General features: G+C 62.4%; 13 protein-coding genes. 8 read left to right on the top strand and 5 right to left on the bottom strand.

Annotated features, from left to right (window positions below):
• Positions 1-97 precede the first annotated feature (97 nt).
• The 4 genes from BW992_RS12565 to BW992_RS12580 all read right to left on the bottom strand — a co-directional run bounded on the left by BW992_RS12565 (position 98) and on the right by BW992_RS12580 (position 5,529).
• Positions 98-2,944: a valine--tRNA ligase gene (locus tag BW992_RS12565; protein ID WP_072431576.1), complete on the bottom strand. Its 2,847-nt coding sequence runs from the start codon at positions 2,942-2,944 to the stop codon at positions 98-100.
• A gap of 232 nt (positions 2,945-3,176) precedes the next feature.
• The gene (locus BW992_RS12570; RefSeq protein ID WP_072397160.1) at positions 3,177-3,542 is read right to left on the bottom strand and encodes a DNA polymerase III subunit chi; all 366 of its coding nucleotides are present in this window, start codon (positions 3,540-3,542) and stop codon (positions 3,177-3,179) included.
• Between the two features lie 7 nt (positions 3,543-3,549).
• The gene (locus BW992_RS12575) at positions 3,550-3,978 is read right to left on the bottom strand and encodes a DNA polymerase III subunit chi (protein ID WP_072397162.1); all 429 of its coding nucleotides are present in this window, start codon (positions 3,976-3,978) and stop codon (positions 3,550-3,552) included.
• Between the two features lie 60 nt (positions 3,979-4,038).
• Positions 4,039-5,529 carry a leucyl aminopeptidase gene (locus BW992_RS12580; protein WP_076406321.1) on the bottom strand — a complete coding sequence of 497 codons (1,491 nt, stop codon included), beginning with the start codon at positions 5,527-5,529 and terminating at the stop codon, positions 4,039-4,041.
• Between the two features lie 358 nt (positions 5,530-5,887).
• Between BW992_RS12580 and lptF the strand changes: the two genes are divergently transcribed.
• The 8 genes from lptF to pdxJ all read left to right on the top strand — a co-directional run bounded on the left by lptF (position 5,888) and on the right by pdxJ (position 14,261).
• Positions 5,888-7,009: an LPS export ABC transporter permease LptF gene (gene lptF, locus BW992_RS12585; protein WP_072397166.1), complete on the top strand. Its 1,122-nt coding sequence runs from the start codon at positions 5,888-5,890 to the stop codon at positions 7,007-7,009.
• Complete coding sequence (gene lptG / locus BW992_RS12590) at positions 7,002-8,063, top strand: LPS export ABC transporter permease LptG (RefSeq protein WP_072459369.1); 1,062 nt, start codon at positions 7,002-7,004, stop codon at positions 8,061-8,063. The genes lptF and lptG overlap by 8 nt, the downstream gene beginning before the upstream one ends.
• Positions 8,064-8,193: 130 nt before the next feature.
• Positions 8,194-9,993: a translation elongation factor 4 gene (lepA, locus tag BW992_RS12595; protein WP_072397170.1), complete on the top strand. Its 1,800-nt coding sequence runs from the start codon at positions 8,194-8,196 to the stop codon at positions 9,991-9,993.
• A 5-nt stretch (positions 9,994-9,998) separates the two neighbouring features.
• Complete coding sequence (gene lepB, locus BW992_RS12600; protein WP_072431579.1) at positions 9,999-10,853, top strand: signal peptidase I; 855 nt, start codon at positions 9,999-10,001, stop codon at positions 10,851-10,853.
• A gap of 168 nt (positions 10,854-11,021) precedes the next feature.
• Positions 11,022-11,711, top strand: a complete 690-nt coding sequence (gene rnc / locus BW992_RS12605) for a ribonuclease III (RefSeq protein WP_072397174.1) — start codon at positions 11,022-11,024, stop codon at positions 11,709-11,711.
• Positions 11,704-12,606: a GTPase Era gene (gene era / locus BW992_RS12610; RefSeq protein ID WP_030139611.1), complete on the top strand. Its 903-nt coding sequence runs from the start codon at positions 11,704-11,706 to the stop codon at positions 12,604-12,606. The genes rnc and era overlap by 8 nt, the downstream gene beginning before the upstream one ends.
• Before the next feature lie 171 nt (positions 12,607-12,777).
• A complete protein-coding gene (gene recO / locus BW992_RS12615) occupies positions 12,778-13,467 on the top strand; it encodes a DNA repair protein RecO (RefSeq protein ID WP_072397176.1) in 690 nt (229 codons plus the stop codon).
• Between the two features lie 50 nt (positions 13,468-13,517).
• Positions 13,518-14,261, top strand: coding sequence for a pyridoxine 5'-phosphate synthase (pdxJ, locus tag BW992_RS12620; RefSeq protein ID WP_072397187.1), 744 nt, complete (start codon positions 13,518-13,520; stop codon positions 14,259-14,261).
• Positions 14,262-14,322: 61 nt separating this feature from the next.
• On the opposite strand, the gene mltF is transcribed toward pdxJ, so the two are convergent.
• Positions 14,323-15,783, bottom strand: coding sequence for a membrane-bound lytic murein transglycosylase MltF (gene mltF / locus BW992_RS12625; RefSeq protein WP_072397199.1), 1,461 nt, complete (start codon positions 15,781-15,783; stop codon positions 14,323-14,325).
• Between the last annotated feature and the right edge of the window lie 171 nt (positions 15,784-15,954).

Genomic DNA, 15,954 nt, shown 5'->3' on the forward strand with positions numbered 1-15,954 from the left:
AACGCGCTCCCACAGGAAGTGTTCAGCCTGAGCAAGAACGTGCCAGGCAGAAAAAAGGAGGCCACCAGGGCCTCCTTCTTCAGTGGACGAATCACCCTTACAAACTGGCAATCCGCGCGTGCTGCTCGGCCAGCTTGCCCAAGGCCTGTTCAGCCTCGGCCAGTTTGGCCCGCTCCTTCTCGATGACCTCGGCCGGAGCCTTGTCGACGAAGCCTGCGTTGGACAGTTTGCCACCCACTCGCTGCACTTCGCCCTTCAGGCGCAGGATTTCCTTGTCCAGGCGCGCCAGCTCCGCCGCCTTGTCGATCAGGCCGGCCATCGGTACCAGCACTTCCATCTCGCCGACCAGGGCGGTGGCGGACAGTGGCGCTTCTTCACCGGCGGCCAGCACCGTTACCGATTCCAGCTTCGCCAGCTTCCTGAGCAGCGCTTCGTTCGCTTCGAGGCGGCGCAGATCTTCGGCGTTGGCGTTTTTCAGGAACAGCGTCAGCGGCTTGCCCGGACCGATGTTCATTTCGGCACGAATGTTACGCAGGCCCAGCATGAAGGTCTTGAGCCATTCGATGTCGTCTTCGGCGGCCGGATCGATACGGGTTTCGTTGGCCACCGGCCATGGCTGCAGCATGATCGTCTTGCCTTGGATGCCTGCCAGCGGTGCGACGCGCTGCCAGATTTCCTCGGTGATGAACGGCATGAACGGATGGGCCAGGCGCAGGGCCACCTCCAGTACGCGCACCAGGGTGCGACGGGTGCCGCGCTGGCGTTCGACCGGTGCGTTCTCGTCCCACAGTACTGGCTTGGACAGTTCCAGGTACCAGTCGCAATACTGGTTCCAGATGAACTCGTACAAGGCTTGCGCGGCCAGGTCGAAGCGGAACTGGTCCAGCTGGCGGGTCACTTCGGCTTCGGTGCGCTGCAGTTGGGAGATGATCCAGCGATCCGCCAGGGTCAGCTCGTAAGCTTCGCCGTTCTGGCCGCAGTCTTCACCCTTGTCCAGCACGTAGCGCGCGGCGTTCCAGATCTTGTTGCAGAAGTTGCGGTAGCCCTCGACGCGGCCCATGTCGAACTTGATGTCGCGACCGGTGGACGCCAGCGAGCAGAAGGTGAAGCGCAGGGCGTCGGTGCCGTAGCTGGCGATGCCCTCGGCGAACTCCTCGCGGGTGGCTTTTTCGATCTTCTTCGCCAGTTTCGGTTGCATCAGGCCCGAGGTGCGCTTCTGCACCAGGGTTTCCAGGTCGATGCCGTCAATGATGTCCAGCGGGTCCAGGACGTTGCCCTTGGACTTGGACATCTTCTGGCCCTGGCCGTCGCGCACCAGGCCATGGACATAGACGGTCTTGAACGGCACTTGCGGGGTGCCATCCTCGTTCTTCACCAGGTGCATGGTCAGCATGATCATCCGGGCGACCCAGAAGAAAATGATGTCGAAGCCGGTGACCAGCACGTCCGTGGAGTGGAATGTCTTGAGGAATTCAGTCTGCTGCGGCCAGCCCAGGGTGGAGAACGTCCACAGGCCCGAGCTGAACCAGGTATCGAGGACGTCGTTGTCCTGTTGCAGCGCCACGTCCGGGCCAAGGTTGTGCTTGGCGCGGACTTCGGCTTCATCGCGACCGACGTAGACCTTGCCCGACTCGTCGTACCAGGCCGGGATGCGATGGCCCCACCACAACTGGCGACTGATGCACCAATCCTGGATGTCGCGCATCCACGAGAAGTACATGTTCTCGTACTGCTTGGGCACGAACTGGATGCGGCCATCTTCCACGGCGGCGATGGCCGGCTCGGCCAGGGGCTTGGTGGAGACGTACCACTGGTCGGTCAGCCATGGCTCGATGATGGTGCCGGAGCGGTCGCCTTTCGGCACTTTCAGGGCATGGTCGTCGACGCTGACCAGCAGGCCGGCGGCATCGAATGCGGCAACGATCTGCTTGCGCGCCTCGAAGCGGTCCAGGCCGGCGTATTCGGCCGGGATCTTGCCGTCGATGCTTTCGTTCAGCGTGCCGTCGAGGTTGAACACCTGGGCCGCCGGCAGGACGCTGGCGTTCTTGTCGAAGATGTTCAGCAGCGGCAGGTTGTGGCGCTTGCCGACTTCATAGTCGTTGAAGTCGTGGGCTGGCGTGATCTTCACGCAGCCGGTGCCGAATTCCGGGTCGCAGTAGTCATCGGCGATGATCGGGATGCGCCGGCCCACCAGGGGCAGCTCGACGAACTTGCCGATCAGGGCCTGGTAGCGCTCGTCGTTCGGATTCACTGCCACGGCGGCATCGCCCAGCATGGTTTCCGGACGCGTGGTGGCGACGATCAGGTAGTCCTTGCCTTCGGCCGTGGTAGCGCCGTCGGCCAACGGGTATTTCAGGTTCCACAGGAACCCCTTCTCGTCGTGGTTTTCCACCTCGAGGTCGGAAATGGCGGTGTGCAGCTTGGTGTCCCAGTTGACCAGGCGCTTGCCGCGGTAGATCAGCCCGTCTTCGTGCAGGCGCACGAAGGCTTCCTTGACTGCTTCCGAGAGGCCGTCGTCCATGGTGAAACGCTCGCGGCTCCAGTCCACGGACGAGCCCAGGCGGCGGATCTGACGGCTGATATTGCCGCCGGACTCGGCTTTCCATTCCCAGACTTTTTCGAGGAATTTTTCGCGGCCCAGGTCATGACGACTCTGGCCCTGGGCTTCGAGGCGGCGCTCCACCAGCATCTGTGTGGCGATACCGGCGTGGTCTGTGCCTGGTTGCCACAGGGTGTTGCGGCCTTGCATGCGGCGGAAACGGATCAGGGCGTCCATGATCGCGTTGTTGAAACCGTGGCCCATGTGCAGGCTGCCGGTGACGTTCGGCGGCGGAATCATGATGGTGTAGGAATCGCCCGCGCCTTGCGGAGCGAAATAATTCTCGGACTCCCAGGTGTTGTACCAGGAAGTTTCAATGGCGTGCGGCTGGTAGGTCTTATCCATGCGCGGCGGGACCCTATTGGCATTTATTCAGGAAAAGCCGGGAAGTATAGCGGGAGGGGCTGGTGCAAGCCACAAGCTGCGAGCGAGAAGCCGGATGGGGGGAGCGCAGTTGAACCTGTGGGAGCGAGCTTGCTCGCGACGGGGAGCACATTCGATACCCATGCAGGCTGAACCAGCGCTATCGCGAGCAAGCCCGCTCCCACAGAAAGTGCCATCGCTCAGGCGTCGGCTGTTACTCGTACTGGCTCAGCAGCCGCTCCATCCGGGCATCCAGTCGACGCTTGATCTCGGTCTCGATGTGCGGCGCGAAGTCGTCGATGACGTCTTGCATGATCAGTTGCGCGGCCGCGCGCAATTCCCTGTCCAGGTGCAGCAGGGCGTCAGGGCCTTTAGGCTCGGGCTGGGGAGCCGGCCTGGGTTCGGGCTGACCGTTGATCGGCTCGAACAGCAAGGGGATCTGTTCCTCATGGACCGGCGGATGCTCCACCGTTTCGGTCAGCAACGGTGGCTGCAAGTTGTCGTCGCCGAGCAACTGGCGGATCGACTCCAGGTCGTCCAGCAGGTGAGGAGGCTTTTGCGGTGTCTTTGGAGTATCCATCGTAGGCTCAGAGTCGCTGTAAACGGTGGTCTTGCAGAGGATAGCCCTGTTCGCGGTAGAAACGGAAACTCTCCCGCGCGGCTTGCCGGATGGCCGGGTCTTCCACCACCACCTCCGCCACGCGGGCGAAGCGTTGGGCAAAGGCCGGTACTTTCAGGTCAAGGTTGACCAGCAGGTCCTGGTGCTGGCCGCAGTCATCCCCCAGTCCAAGCACGATCAGGCCTTGCGGCTCGCTTTCGGCCAGGCTGTGGGGCACGAAGCTCTCGCCCTTGAAGGACCATAGACGTGCGTCCAGCGCTTCGCGCTGGGCGGCATCGCTGCAATGCAGGTAGATGCGGTGGCCCATGCGCCAGGCCTTTTCGGTGAGCTTGCAGGCAAAATCCAGCCGTGCCGCCGGATCGGCGCTGGGCAGGATGTAGAAATCGACTTTGGTCATTGCGGTTCCTGAGCCACCGGTGACGCCACCCTGGGGTGACGTCGCCGGCGGTCATCGGTGTCAGGCCTTGGCGCGATCCAGCAGATACTGGGTCAGCAGGGGCACCGGGCGACCCGTGGCTCCCTTGTCCTTGCCGCCGCTGGTCCAGGCCGTGCCGGCGATGTCCAGGTGCGCCCAGTTCAGGTTCTTGGTGAAGCGCGACAGGAAGCACGCGGCAGTGATGGTCCCGGCTTTCGGCCCGCCGATGTTGGCGATGTCGGCGAACGGGCTGTCCAGTTGCTCCTGGTATTCGTCGAACAGCGGCAGTTGCCAGGCGCGGTCGTCGGCTTGCTGGCCGGCGCTGAGCAGTTGGCCGATCAGCTCGTCGTTGTTTCCCAGCAGGCCCGAGGTATGGGCGCCCAGGGCCACCACGCAGGCACCGGTCAGGGTTGCGATGTCGATCACCGCTTGCGGCTTGAAGCGCTCGGAGTAGGTGAGGGCGTCGCACAGCACCAGGCGGCCTTCGGCGTCGGTGTTGAGGATTTCCACGGTCTGGCCGCTCATGGTGGTGACAATGTCACCCGGACGGGAGGCCGTGCCGCTTGGCATGTTCTCGGCGCAGGCCAGGATGCCCACCACGTTGATCGGCAGTTGCAGCTCGAGCACGGCACGCAGGGTGCCGAATACGCTGGCGGCACCGCCCATGTCGTACTTCATCTCATCCATGCCGGCGCCTGGCTTGAGGCTGATGCCGCCGGTGTCGAAGGTGATGCCCTTGCCGACCAGCACGTACGGCTTCTCGGATTTCTTGCCGCCGCTGTATTGCATGACGATCAGGCGTGGCGGCTGGGCGCTGCCCTGGCCGACGGAGTAGAACGAACCCATGCCCAGGTCCTTGATCTTCTTTTCATCGAAGACTTCGACCTTCAGGCCTTTGAATGCCTTGCCCAGTGCCTTGGCCTGTTCGCCGAGGAAGGTCGGGTGGCAGATGTTCGGTGGCAGGTTGCCCAGGTCGCGGGTCAGCGCCATGCCGTTGGCAATCGCGGTGGCGTGGGTCACGGCGCGCTGGACTTCGGCTTGCGCCGCCTTGATGGTCAGCAGGGTGACTTTTTTCAGGGCGCGGGGTTCGGCTTTCTGGCTCTTGAAGCGGTCGAACTGGTATTCGCCGTCCACCAGGGTTTCGACCAGCAGACGGTTCTTGCCGTAGCTGTCGCGACCCTTGAGTACCAGCTCGTCCAGCGCCAGGGCGGCGTCGCCCCCACCGAGGCCCTTGAGGGTCCCCAGCACGCCGGCGATGATCTTGCGGAACGGACGGTCGCCCAGCTCGGCGTCCTTGCCCACGCCCACCAGCAGCACGCGGTCGGCCTTGAGGTTGGGCAGGTTGTGCAGCAACAGGCTCTGGCCGACCTTGCCGGCCAGGTCACCGCGCTTGAGCACGGCATTGATGGCGCCGCCGCACAGGGCATCGAGCTGGGTGGCGACGACGCCGAGCTTGCGCTCTTCACCGACGGCGACCACCAGCGTGGCGGTTTTCAACGTTTCTGGGCTGACGCTTTTTACAACCAGTTCCATGTCCGGATCCCTGAATGAATGGTCAAGATGCCAGGCGCCTGCAATGGCGCGCTGAGCGTGCTTCTTCTATATAGAGGAAGCGCCGGTGTCTGCCGGCGACAAAGGCCGCAGTTTGAACCTCGGCGCCCGAGGCTGACAAGCCATCCGTAGCGCTAACTTGTGGCTTTAGTCGCCGGCTTAAAGCGTGCGAAGTGACAGGCGCCCTCAATCACAGGATAATGCGGCTCTTTTTTCGGCGGCTCGTCTTGGCGGGTCGGCTCGATACGTTTGCTTGTTTGGCCGCCTTAGGGTTTGTACGAAAATCGCCACGCAGGCGTTTTCCTGCAAAACCTAGCCTGACAACCCTGGAGTGTCTGGTTTGATCGTCTTTCGTTACCTGTCCCGCGAAGTCCTGCTGACCCTGAGCGCTGTCAGCGCCGTGCTGCTGGTCATCATCATGAGCGGGCGCTTCATCAAATATCTGGCCCAGGCGGCCTCCGGTGCCCTGGATCCGGGCTCGCTGTTTTTGATCATGGGGTTCCGCCTGCCCGGCTTCCTGCAGCTGATCCTGCCGTTGGGGCTTTTCCTCGGCATTCTGCTGGCCTACGGTCGCCTGTACCTGGACAGCGAGATGACCGTGTTGTCGGCCACCGGCATGAGCCAGCAGCGACTGTTTCGTATCACCCTGTTTCCGGCTGCGCTGGTGGCGCTGCTGGTGGCCTGGCTGAGCCTGAGCCTGGCGCCCCAGGGGGCCAATCAGTTCCAGCTGCTGATCAACCAGCAGGATGCCCTGACCGAGTTCGATACCCTGGTGCCGGGACGCTTCCAGGCCTTGCGCGACGGTACCCGTGTCACCTACACCGAGCAGCTTTCGGATGACCGGGTGGACCTGGGCGGGGTGTTCATCACGCAAAAGAACCTGTCCTCGGACAGCAAGAAGGACCGCGGCATCTCCGTGCTGGTGGCCGAGAAGGGGCGCCAGCAGATCAACCCCGACGGCAACCGCTACCTGATCCTGGAGAACGGCTACCGCTATGACGGCAAGCCTGGACAGGCCGATTACCGGGCCATCAAGTACGACACCTATGGCGTGCTGCTACCCAAGCCGGAGGTCAGCGAAGAGGTCACTGACCGTGACGCGATGCCGACCTCCAGCCTGCTGGGCAACAATGACATCCGCGCCCGCACCGAGCTGCAATGGCGCCTGTCGCTGCCGTTGCTGGTGTTTATCGTGACCCTCATGGCGGTCCCGCTGGCTCGGGTCAATCCGCGCCAGGGCCGTTTCCTCAAGCTGCTGCCGGCGATTCTTTTGTATATGGCTTACCTGACCATCCTGATTTCCGCCCGCGGCGCCCTGGAAAAAGGCAAGATCCCGCCGCTGCTGGGGTTGTGGTGGGTGCATGGGATCTTCCTGGCCATCGGCCTGGGGCTGCTCTACTGGGAGCCGCTGCGCCTGAAACTGGCCAGTCGCCGCAGCGCGCGGGAGGTGGCCCATGGTTAAGCTCGACCGCTACATCGGTAGCAGCGTGTTCATGGCGATCCTCGCGGTGCTGGGGATCATCCTCGGCCTGGCGACCCTGTTCGCGTTCGTCGACGAGATGGGCGACGTCAGCGACACCTACACCTTGATGGACGTGGCCAGCTACGTGCTGCTCACCGCGCCACGACGCCTGTACGACATGCTGCCGATGGCCGCGCTGATCGGCTGCCTGATCGGCCTGGGCAGCCTGGCCAGCAACAGCGAGCTGACGATCATGCGTGCCGCTGGCGTGTCCATCGGTCGGATCGTCTGGGCGGTCATGAAGCCCATGCTGGTATTGATGCTGGTGGGGGTGCTGATCGGCGAATACATCGCCCCGGCCACCGAGAACACCGCCCAGGCCAATCGCTCCCTGGCCCAGGGCGGCGGTGATGCGCAAAGCGCCAAGCACGGCCTCTGGCATCGCCAGGGCGACGAGTTCATCCACATCAACTCGGTCCAGCCAAACGGCGTCCTGTACGGTGTGACCCGTTATCGCTTCGACGACCAGCGGCACATGCTGTCGTCGAGCTTCGCCAAACGCGCCACCTTCGTCGAGAATCACTGGCAGCTGAGCGACGTCACCACCACCGTGTTCCATGACAAGCGCACCGAAGTGGTCGCGGCTCCTCAGGAACGCTGGGATGTGGCATTGAGCCCGCAATTGCTGAGCACCGTGGTCATGGCCCCGGACTCCCTGTCGATCACCGGCCTGTGGGGGTATATCCACTACCTGGCCGACCAGGGCCTGAACAACGGCCGTTACTGGCTGGCATTTTGGGTCAAGGTGCTGCAACCGCTGGTCACCGCTGCCCTGGTCCTGATGGCGATCTCGTTCATCTTCGGCCCGCTGCGTTCGGTGACCCTCGGCCAGCGGGTGTTTACCGGTGTGCTGGTGGGCTTCACCTTCCGTATCGCCCAGGACCTGCTGGGGCCATCGAGCCTGGTGTTCGGCTTCCCGCCGCTGCTCGCGGTGCTGGTGCCGGCCGGTGTCTGTGCCCTGGCCGGGCTCTGGCTGCTGCGCCGGGCCGGTTGACCCCGATTCCTGTGACGAGCAGGCTTGTGGCGAGGGGATAAATCCCCTCGCCACAATGGCGTCCGTATCAGGTACAATTCCCGGCTATTTTTCGGCGGGCCTTGCCTGCAGCCTTTTTGAGTGTTGATCCGTGAGTGATTTGAGTCATATCCGCAATTTCTCCATCATCGCCCACATTGACCATGGCAAGTCGACGCTGGCTGATCGTTTCATCCAGATGTGCGGCGGCCTGACCGAACGCGAAATGGAAGCCCAGGTCCTGGACTCCATGGACCTGGAGCGTGAGCGCGGGATTACCATCAAGGCCCACAGCGTCACCCTCTATTACAAGGCCAAAGACGGCATTACCTACCAGCTGAACTTCATCGACACCCCGGGCCATGTCGACTTCACCTACGAAGTCAGCCGCTCGCTGGCGGCCTGTGAAGGTGCGTTGCTGGTGGTCGATGCCGGCCAGGGCGTCGAGGCCCAGTCGGTCGCCAACTGCTACACCGCCATCGAGCAGGGCCTGGAGGTCATGCCGGTCCTGAACAAGATCGACCTGCCCCAGGCCGAACCGGAGCGCGTCAAGGAAGAGATCGAGAAGATCATCGGGATCGACGCCACCGACGCGGTCACCTGCAGCGCCAAGACCGGCCTGGGGGTGGACGAGGTGCTCGAGCGCCTGGTGAGCACCATTCCCGCGCCCACCGGCAATATCGAGGATCCGCTGCAAGCGTTGATCATCGACTCCTGGTTCGACAACTACCTGGGCGTGGTCTCCCTGGTTCGCGTGCGCCATGGCCGCGTGAAAAAGGGCGACAAGATCCTGGTCAAGTCCACCGGCAAGGTCCACCTGGTGGACAGTGTCGGCGTCTTCAATCCGAAACACACCGCCACCACCGACCTCAAGGCCGGTGAAGTGGGCTTCATCATCGCCGGCATCAAGGACATCCACGGGGCGCCGGTAGGCGATACCCTGACCTTGAGTTCCACCCCCGACGTCGATGTGCTGCCAGGCTTCAAGCGGATCCAGCCCCAGGTCTATGCGGGCCTGTTCCCGGTCAGTTCCGATGACTTCGAGGACTTCCGCGAAGCCCTGCAGAAGCTGACCCTCAACGATTCGTCGCTACAGTACACCCCGGAAAGCTCCGACGCCCTGGGCTTCGGCTTCCGCTGCGGGTTCCTGGGCATGCTGCACATGGAAATCATCCAGGAGCGCCTGGAGCGCGAATACGACCTGGACCTGATCACCACGGCGCCAACGGTAATCTTCGAGCTGCTGCTCAAGACCGGTGAAACCATCTACGTCGACAACCCTTCCAAGCTGCCGGACCTGTCGTCGATCGAGGACATGCGCGAACCGATCGTGCGCGCCAACATCCTTGTGCCCCAGGAGCACCTGGGCAACGTCATTACCCTGTGCATCGAGAAGCGTGGCGTGCAGCACGACATGCTGTTCCTCGGTACCCAGGTGCAAGTGACCTACGATCTGCCCATGAACGAAGTGGTGCTGGATTTCTTCGATCGCCTGAAATCCACCAGTCGCGGCTATGCTTCTCTGGACTATCATTTCGATCGCTACCAATCGGCTAATCTGGTGAAGCTGGATGTGCTGATCAACGGCGACAAGGTGGATGCCCTGGCATTGATCGTGCACCGTGACAACGCGCACTACAAAGGTCGTGCGTTGACCGAGAAGATGAAGGATCTGATTCCGCGGCAGATGTTCGACGTGGCAATCCAGGCCGCCATTGGCGGGCAGATTGTGGCGCGTACAACCGTCAAGGCGCTCAGAAAGAACGTATTGGCCAAATGCTACGGCGGCGACGTGAGCCGTAAGCGCAAGCTGTTGGAAAAGCAGAAGGCCGGTAAAAAACGCATGAAGCAGGTCGGTAACGTGGAGATTCCACAGGAAGCCTTCCTTGCGGTGCTCAGGTTGGATAGTTAGGTCCTATGTCGCTAAATTTCCCGCTGTTGCTGGTTATCGCCGTATTCGTCTGCGGCCTGTTGGCGTTGCTCGATCTGTTGTTCCTGGCGCCCCGGCGCCGGGCCGCCATCGCCTCCTATCAGGGCAGCGTCAGCCAGCCTGATGGTGTGGTGGTCGAAAAGCTCGGCAAGGAACCTCTGCTGGTGGAATACGGCAAGTCGTTCTTCCCGGTGCTGTTCATCGTGCTGGTGCTGCGCTCGTTCCTGGTGGAGCCTTTCCAGATCCCATCGGGTTCGATGAAGCCGACCCTGGACGTGGGCGACTTCATCCTGGTGAACAAGTTCTCCTACGGAATCCGCCTGCCGGTGATCGACAGGAAGGTCATCGAGGTGGGTGACCCGCAACGCGGCGACGTCATGGTGTTTCGCTTTCCGAGCGACCCGAACGTCAACTACATCAAGCGGGTGGTTGGCCTGCCGGGCGACAGGATCCGCTACACGGCCGACAAGCGACTCTACGTCAATGGCGAACTGGTGGCCGAGCAGTTGATCGGCTCCGAGCCTGGCACGCTGGGCAGCGCCGAGCTGTATCAGGAAAAGCTCGGCGAGGCCGAACACCTGATCCGCAAGGAAATGAGCCGCTACCGTGCCACGCCGGACCATTCGTGGACCGTGCCGGCCGGGCACTATTTCATGATGGGCGACAACCGCGACAACTCCAACGACAGTCGCTACTGGGATGACCCGAACATTCCCCGGGACATGCTGGGCATGGTTCCCGACCGGAATATCGTCGGCAAGGCCTTCGCGGTCTGGATGAGCTGGCCGGAACCCAAACTCAGTCACCTGCCGAATTTCTCGCGGGTCGGGCTGATCAAGTAAACACACACGGCGCTGTTGAACACAGCGCCGAATGCATTTCTGGAGCCTGCACAAGGCGCCAACGATAGTCAGGACGTCATTTTTGAACACAGCGTTATTTGTCCCAAGCCCGCGGTGCCTTGCCGTCGTGGCGGTGGAATCCAGCCACGAACTCAGCGTGGGTAAACCGTGAGCGTTTCTCTAAGCCGCCTCGAGCGCCAGCTCGGCTACACCTTCAAGGACCAGGAGCTGATGCTCCTGGCGCTCACTCACCGCAGTTTTGCCGGGCGCAATAACGAACGCCTGGAATTCCTCGGCGATGCCATTCTCAACTTCGTGGCCGGCGAGGCGCTGTTCGAGCGTTTTCCCCTGGCCCGCGAAGGCCAGTTATCGCGTTTGCGCGCACGGTTGGTAAAAGGTGAGACCCTGGCCGTACTGGCCCGCGGTTTCGACCTGGGCGAATACCTGCGTCTGGGTTCCGGTGAACTGAAAAGCGGTGGTTTCCGGCGCGAGTCGATCCTGGCCGACGCCCTGGAAGCCCTGATCGGTGCGATCTACCTGGATTCGGGCATGGAAAAGGCCCGGGAGCGAGTGCTGGCCTGGCTGACCTCGGAAATCGACAGCCTGACGCTGGTGGACACCAACAAGGATCCCAAGACCCGCTTGCAGGAGTTCCTGCAATCGCGCAGTTGTGAACTGCCACGCTACGAAGTCGTGGATATCCAGGGCGAGCCGCATTGCCGGACCTTCTTCGTCGAGTGCGAAGTCGTCCTACTGAATGAAAAAAGCCGGGGCCAGGGCGTGAGCCGCCGTATTGCCGAGCAGGTAGCGGCCGCCGCAGCACTGATCGCCCTGGGCGTGGAGAATGGCAATGACTGATACAACCGTTACCCGTTGCGGCTATGTCGCCATCGTCGGCCGGCCGAACGTGGGCAAGTCCACATTGCTGAACCACATCCTGGGCCAGAAGCTGGCGATCACCTCGCGCAAGCCCCAGACCACCCGTCACAACATGCTGGGCATCAAGACCGAAGGCGACGTGCAGGCGATCTACGTCGACACCCCCGGCATGCACAAGGGCGGCGAAAAGGCCCTGAACCGCTACATGAACAAGACCGCCTCGGCGGCGCTGAAAGATGTCGACGTGGTGATCTTCGTGGTCGACCGCACCAAGTGGACCGAAGAAGACCAGATGGTGCTCGAGCGTGTCCAGTACGTGACCGGCCCCCTGATCGTGGCGCTGAACAAGACCGACCGCATCGAAGACAAGGCCGAGCTGATGCCGCACCTGTCCTGGTTGCAGGAACAGCTGCCCAACGCACAGATCATTCCGATCTCCGCCCAGCACGGGCACAACCTCGATGCGCTGGAGCGGGTGATTGCCGAGCACCTGCCGGAAAACGATCATTTCTTCCCTGAAGACCAGATCACCGACCGCAGCAGCCGTTTCCTCGCCGCGGAGCTGGTGCGCGAGAAGATCATGCGCCAGATGGGCGCTGAGCTGCCCTACCAGATCACCGTGGAAATCGAAGAGTTCAAGCAACAGGGCAAGACCCTGCACATCCATGCGCTGATTCTCGTCGAACGTGACGGCCAGAAGAAAATCATCATTGGCGACAAGGGTGAGCGCATCAAGCGCATCGGCACCGAGGCGCGCAAGGACATGGAACTGCTGTTCGACTCCAAGATCATGCTCAACCTGTGGGTCAAGGTGAAAGGCGGCTGGTCCGACGATGAGCGGGCGCTGCGTTCTTTGGGTTACGGCGACCTCTGATCAGCTGACTGGATGTACCAAGAGCCATTGTGGGAGCGAGCTTGCTCGCGATGAGGGCCTGATCTTCAACATGGATGTTGACTGACAGAGCGCTATCGCGAGCAAGCCCGCTCCCACATTGGTTTGGGGTTGTAGAAAAACGCTGTTTGTCTATCGAGAACTCTGATTTCCATGTCCCCAACCCAACCCATCGCTCAATCCGCCTACGTCCTCCACAGCCGCGCCTATCGCGAAAGCAGTGCCCTGGTGGACTTCCTCACGCCGCAAGGGCGGCTGCGGGCGGTGTTGCGTGGGGCGCGGGGCAAGGCCGGGACGCTGGCGCGGCCTTTCGTGCCGCTCGAAGTCGAATTTCGCGGTCGGGGCGAGCTGAAGAATGTCGGCCGCATGGAAAGCAACGGGGTCGCGGCCTGGCTCAATGGCGAAGCGCTGTTCAGCGGCCTGTACCTCAATGAGCTGCTGATTCGCCTGCTGCCTCCCGAAGACCCCCATCCGGCGGTGTTCGATCACTACACCGCAACCCTGCTGGCCCTGGCTGAAGGTCGTCCACTGGAGCCTTTGCTGCGTTCGTTCGAGTGGCGCCTGCTGGATGACCTGGGCTACGGTTTCGCCCTGGATACCGATCTGCATGGTGCGCCCATCATTGCCGACGGCCTGTATCGCCTGCAGGTGGACGCAGGCCTGGAGCAGGTCCATCTGTTGCAGCCCGGGTTGTTCAACGGGGCCGAGCTCCTGGCCATGGCGGAGGCTGACTGGAGCGCGCCGGGTGCCTTGGCTGCAGCCAAGCGCCTGATGCGCCAGGCCCTGGCTGTTCATCTGGGCGGTCGGCCCCTGGTCAGTCGCGAGCTGTTTCGCAAGCCCTGATCAACCCGTATGCTGTGGGCCGAATATCTGTCCATTCAGGAGCGCTTTTCGTGAGCACCAGCAATCGCATTCTTCTCGGCGTGAACATCGACCATGTTGCTACCCTGCGCCAGGCCCGCGGTACCCGTTACCCGGATCCGGTCAAGGCCGCGCTGGACGCCGAGGAGGCGGGGGCTGACGGCATCACCGTGCATTTGCGCGAGGACCGGCGCCATATCCAGGAACGTGATGTGCTGCTGCTCAAGGATGTGCTGCAGACCCGCATGAACTTCGAAATGGGCGTGACCGAGGAAATGATGGCGTTCGCCGAGCGCATCCGTCCGGCGCACATCTGCCTGGTTCCGGAGACGCGCCAGGAGTTGACCACCGAGGGTGGCCTGGATGTGGCGGGACAGCAAGCGCGGATCAAGGCCGCCGTGGAGCGGCTGTCGAAGACCGGGGCCGAGGTGTCGCTGTTCATCGACGCCGACGAGCGCCAGATCGAAGCGTCCAGGCGGGTCGGCGCGCCTGCCATCGAATTGCATACCGGTCGTTATGCCGATGCCGAAACCCCCGGCGATGTGGCCGATGAACTGCAGCGGGTGGCCGATGGCGTCACCTTCGGCCTGGCCCAGGGCCTGATCGTCAACGCCGGCCATGGCCTGCACTACCATAACGTCGAGGCCGTGGCGGCCATCAAGGGCATCAACGAACTGAACATCGGCCATGCGCTGGTGGCCCATGCGTTGTTTGTCGGGTTCAAATCGGCTGTATCGGAAATGAAAGCGCTGATCCTGGCTGCCGCCAAGTCCTGAGCCAGCCACAATCTCTGTGGGAGCGAGCAAGCTCGCTCCCACAGAGATTGTGGCGACTTCACTAAAGCTGCGGGCTTTCCTGGTTCGGCTTGCTCTTGTCGACGCCCGGTACGTGCAGGTTGCCCTCGGCCACCTGGTTGCCTTCCAGCTGCGGCTGCGTGACCCAGGTCAGGATGTCGTAGTAGCGACGGATGTTCGCTACGAAATGCACTGGCTCGCCGCCCCGGGCGTAGCCGTAGCGGGTCTTGCTGTACCACTGTTTCTGGGACAGGCGTGGGAGGATCTTCTTCACGTCCAGCCATTTGTTCGGGTTCAAACCTTCCTTGGCCGCCAGCTTGCGGGCATCGTCCAGGTGACCGCTGCCCACGTTATAGGCGGCGAGGGCGAACCAGGTGCGGTCCGGTTCCTGGATGCTCTCGTCCAGCTGTTCCTTCATGTAGGCCAGGTACTTGGCGCCCCCCATGATGCTCTGCTTCGGATCCAGGCGGTTGGACACGCCCATGGCCTGGGCGGTGTTCTGGGTCAGCATCATCAGGCCGCGCACGCCGGTCTTGGAGGTGACCGCCGGTTGCCAGAGCGATTCCTGGTAGCCGATCGCGGCCAGCAGGCGCCAGTCGATCTTTTCCTTCTTGGCGTAGGTCTTGAAGTGCTGTTCGTATTTGGGCAACCGCTGCTGCAGGTGCTGGGCGAACGTGGTGGCGCCCATGTAGCCCAGGACATCGACGTGGCCGTAATAGCGATCCTTCAGGCGCTGCAGGGTGCCGTTCTTCTGCACCTTGTCGAGGTAGCCGTTGATCTCGTTGAGCAGGCTGTTGTCTTCGCCGGGGGCCACCGCCCAGCTCTGGCTGCGGGCGTCGCCCAGGTCGAAGGCCACGCGGACGTTGGGGAAGTACACCTGGTTCATGGCCACTTCGTTGGAGTCCACCAGGGTCAGGTCGATCTGGCCTTCGTCGACCATGCGCAGCAGGTCGACCACCTCGACCGCGTCGGACTCTTCGTATTCGATGCCCGGGTACTGCTGTTTCAGCTGTGCCAGCTGTTCGGCGTGGGTGCTGCCCTTGAGCACCATGATCTTCTTGCCCGCCAGGGCCGCCGCGTCGGTGGGGCGTGACTGGCCGTTGCGATAGATGACCTGGGGGGTGACTTCCAGGTAGGAATGGGAAAACCGCACCTGTTTCTTGCGCTGGTCGCTGCTGACCAGGCCGGCGGCGGCCAGGACCGGGCCATTGGGCTTGCCGATCTGGCTGAACAGGTCATCGAGGTTGTCGGCGGTCTCGATCTTCAGCTCCACCCCCAAATCGTCGGCGAAGCGCTTCACCAGCTCGTATTCGAAGCCGGTTTCACCGTTGCGATCCTGGAAGTAGGTGGCAGGGCTGTTTCGGGTAACCACCCGCAGCACGCCATCCTCCTTTACGCGCTCAAGTGTGTTGGGTTTCTCAACACAGCCACTGAGCACCAGGAAGAGTCCGGTTGCGATCAGCCATCTGGCATATCGCGGACGCAAAGCCGTTGGGGAAAACATCTGCGCAGTATACGCAAACGGCCCTTACCGCCATATCTCGACAGTGACAGGCCAGTCTGCTAGCGATTGCAAAACATGTCCGCAACACCGGCCGGCCGGCGTGCGCCGGGGATCGGAACGCTGAAAAATATATCCCGTGGGACCCCGGGAACCCGTGGCTGATGGCACCGT

The organism is Pseudomonas sp. 7SR1 (genome assembly GCF_900156465.1).
In the GTDB taxonomy this organism is placed as follows: domain Bacteria; phylum Pseudomonadota; class Gammaproteobacteria; order Pseudomonadales; family Pseudomonadaceae; genus Aquipseudomonas.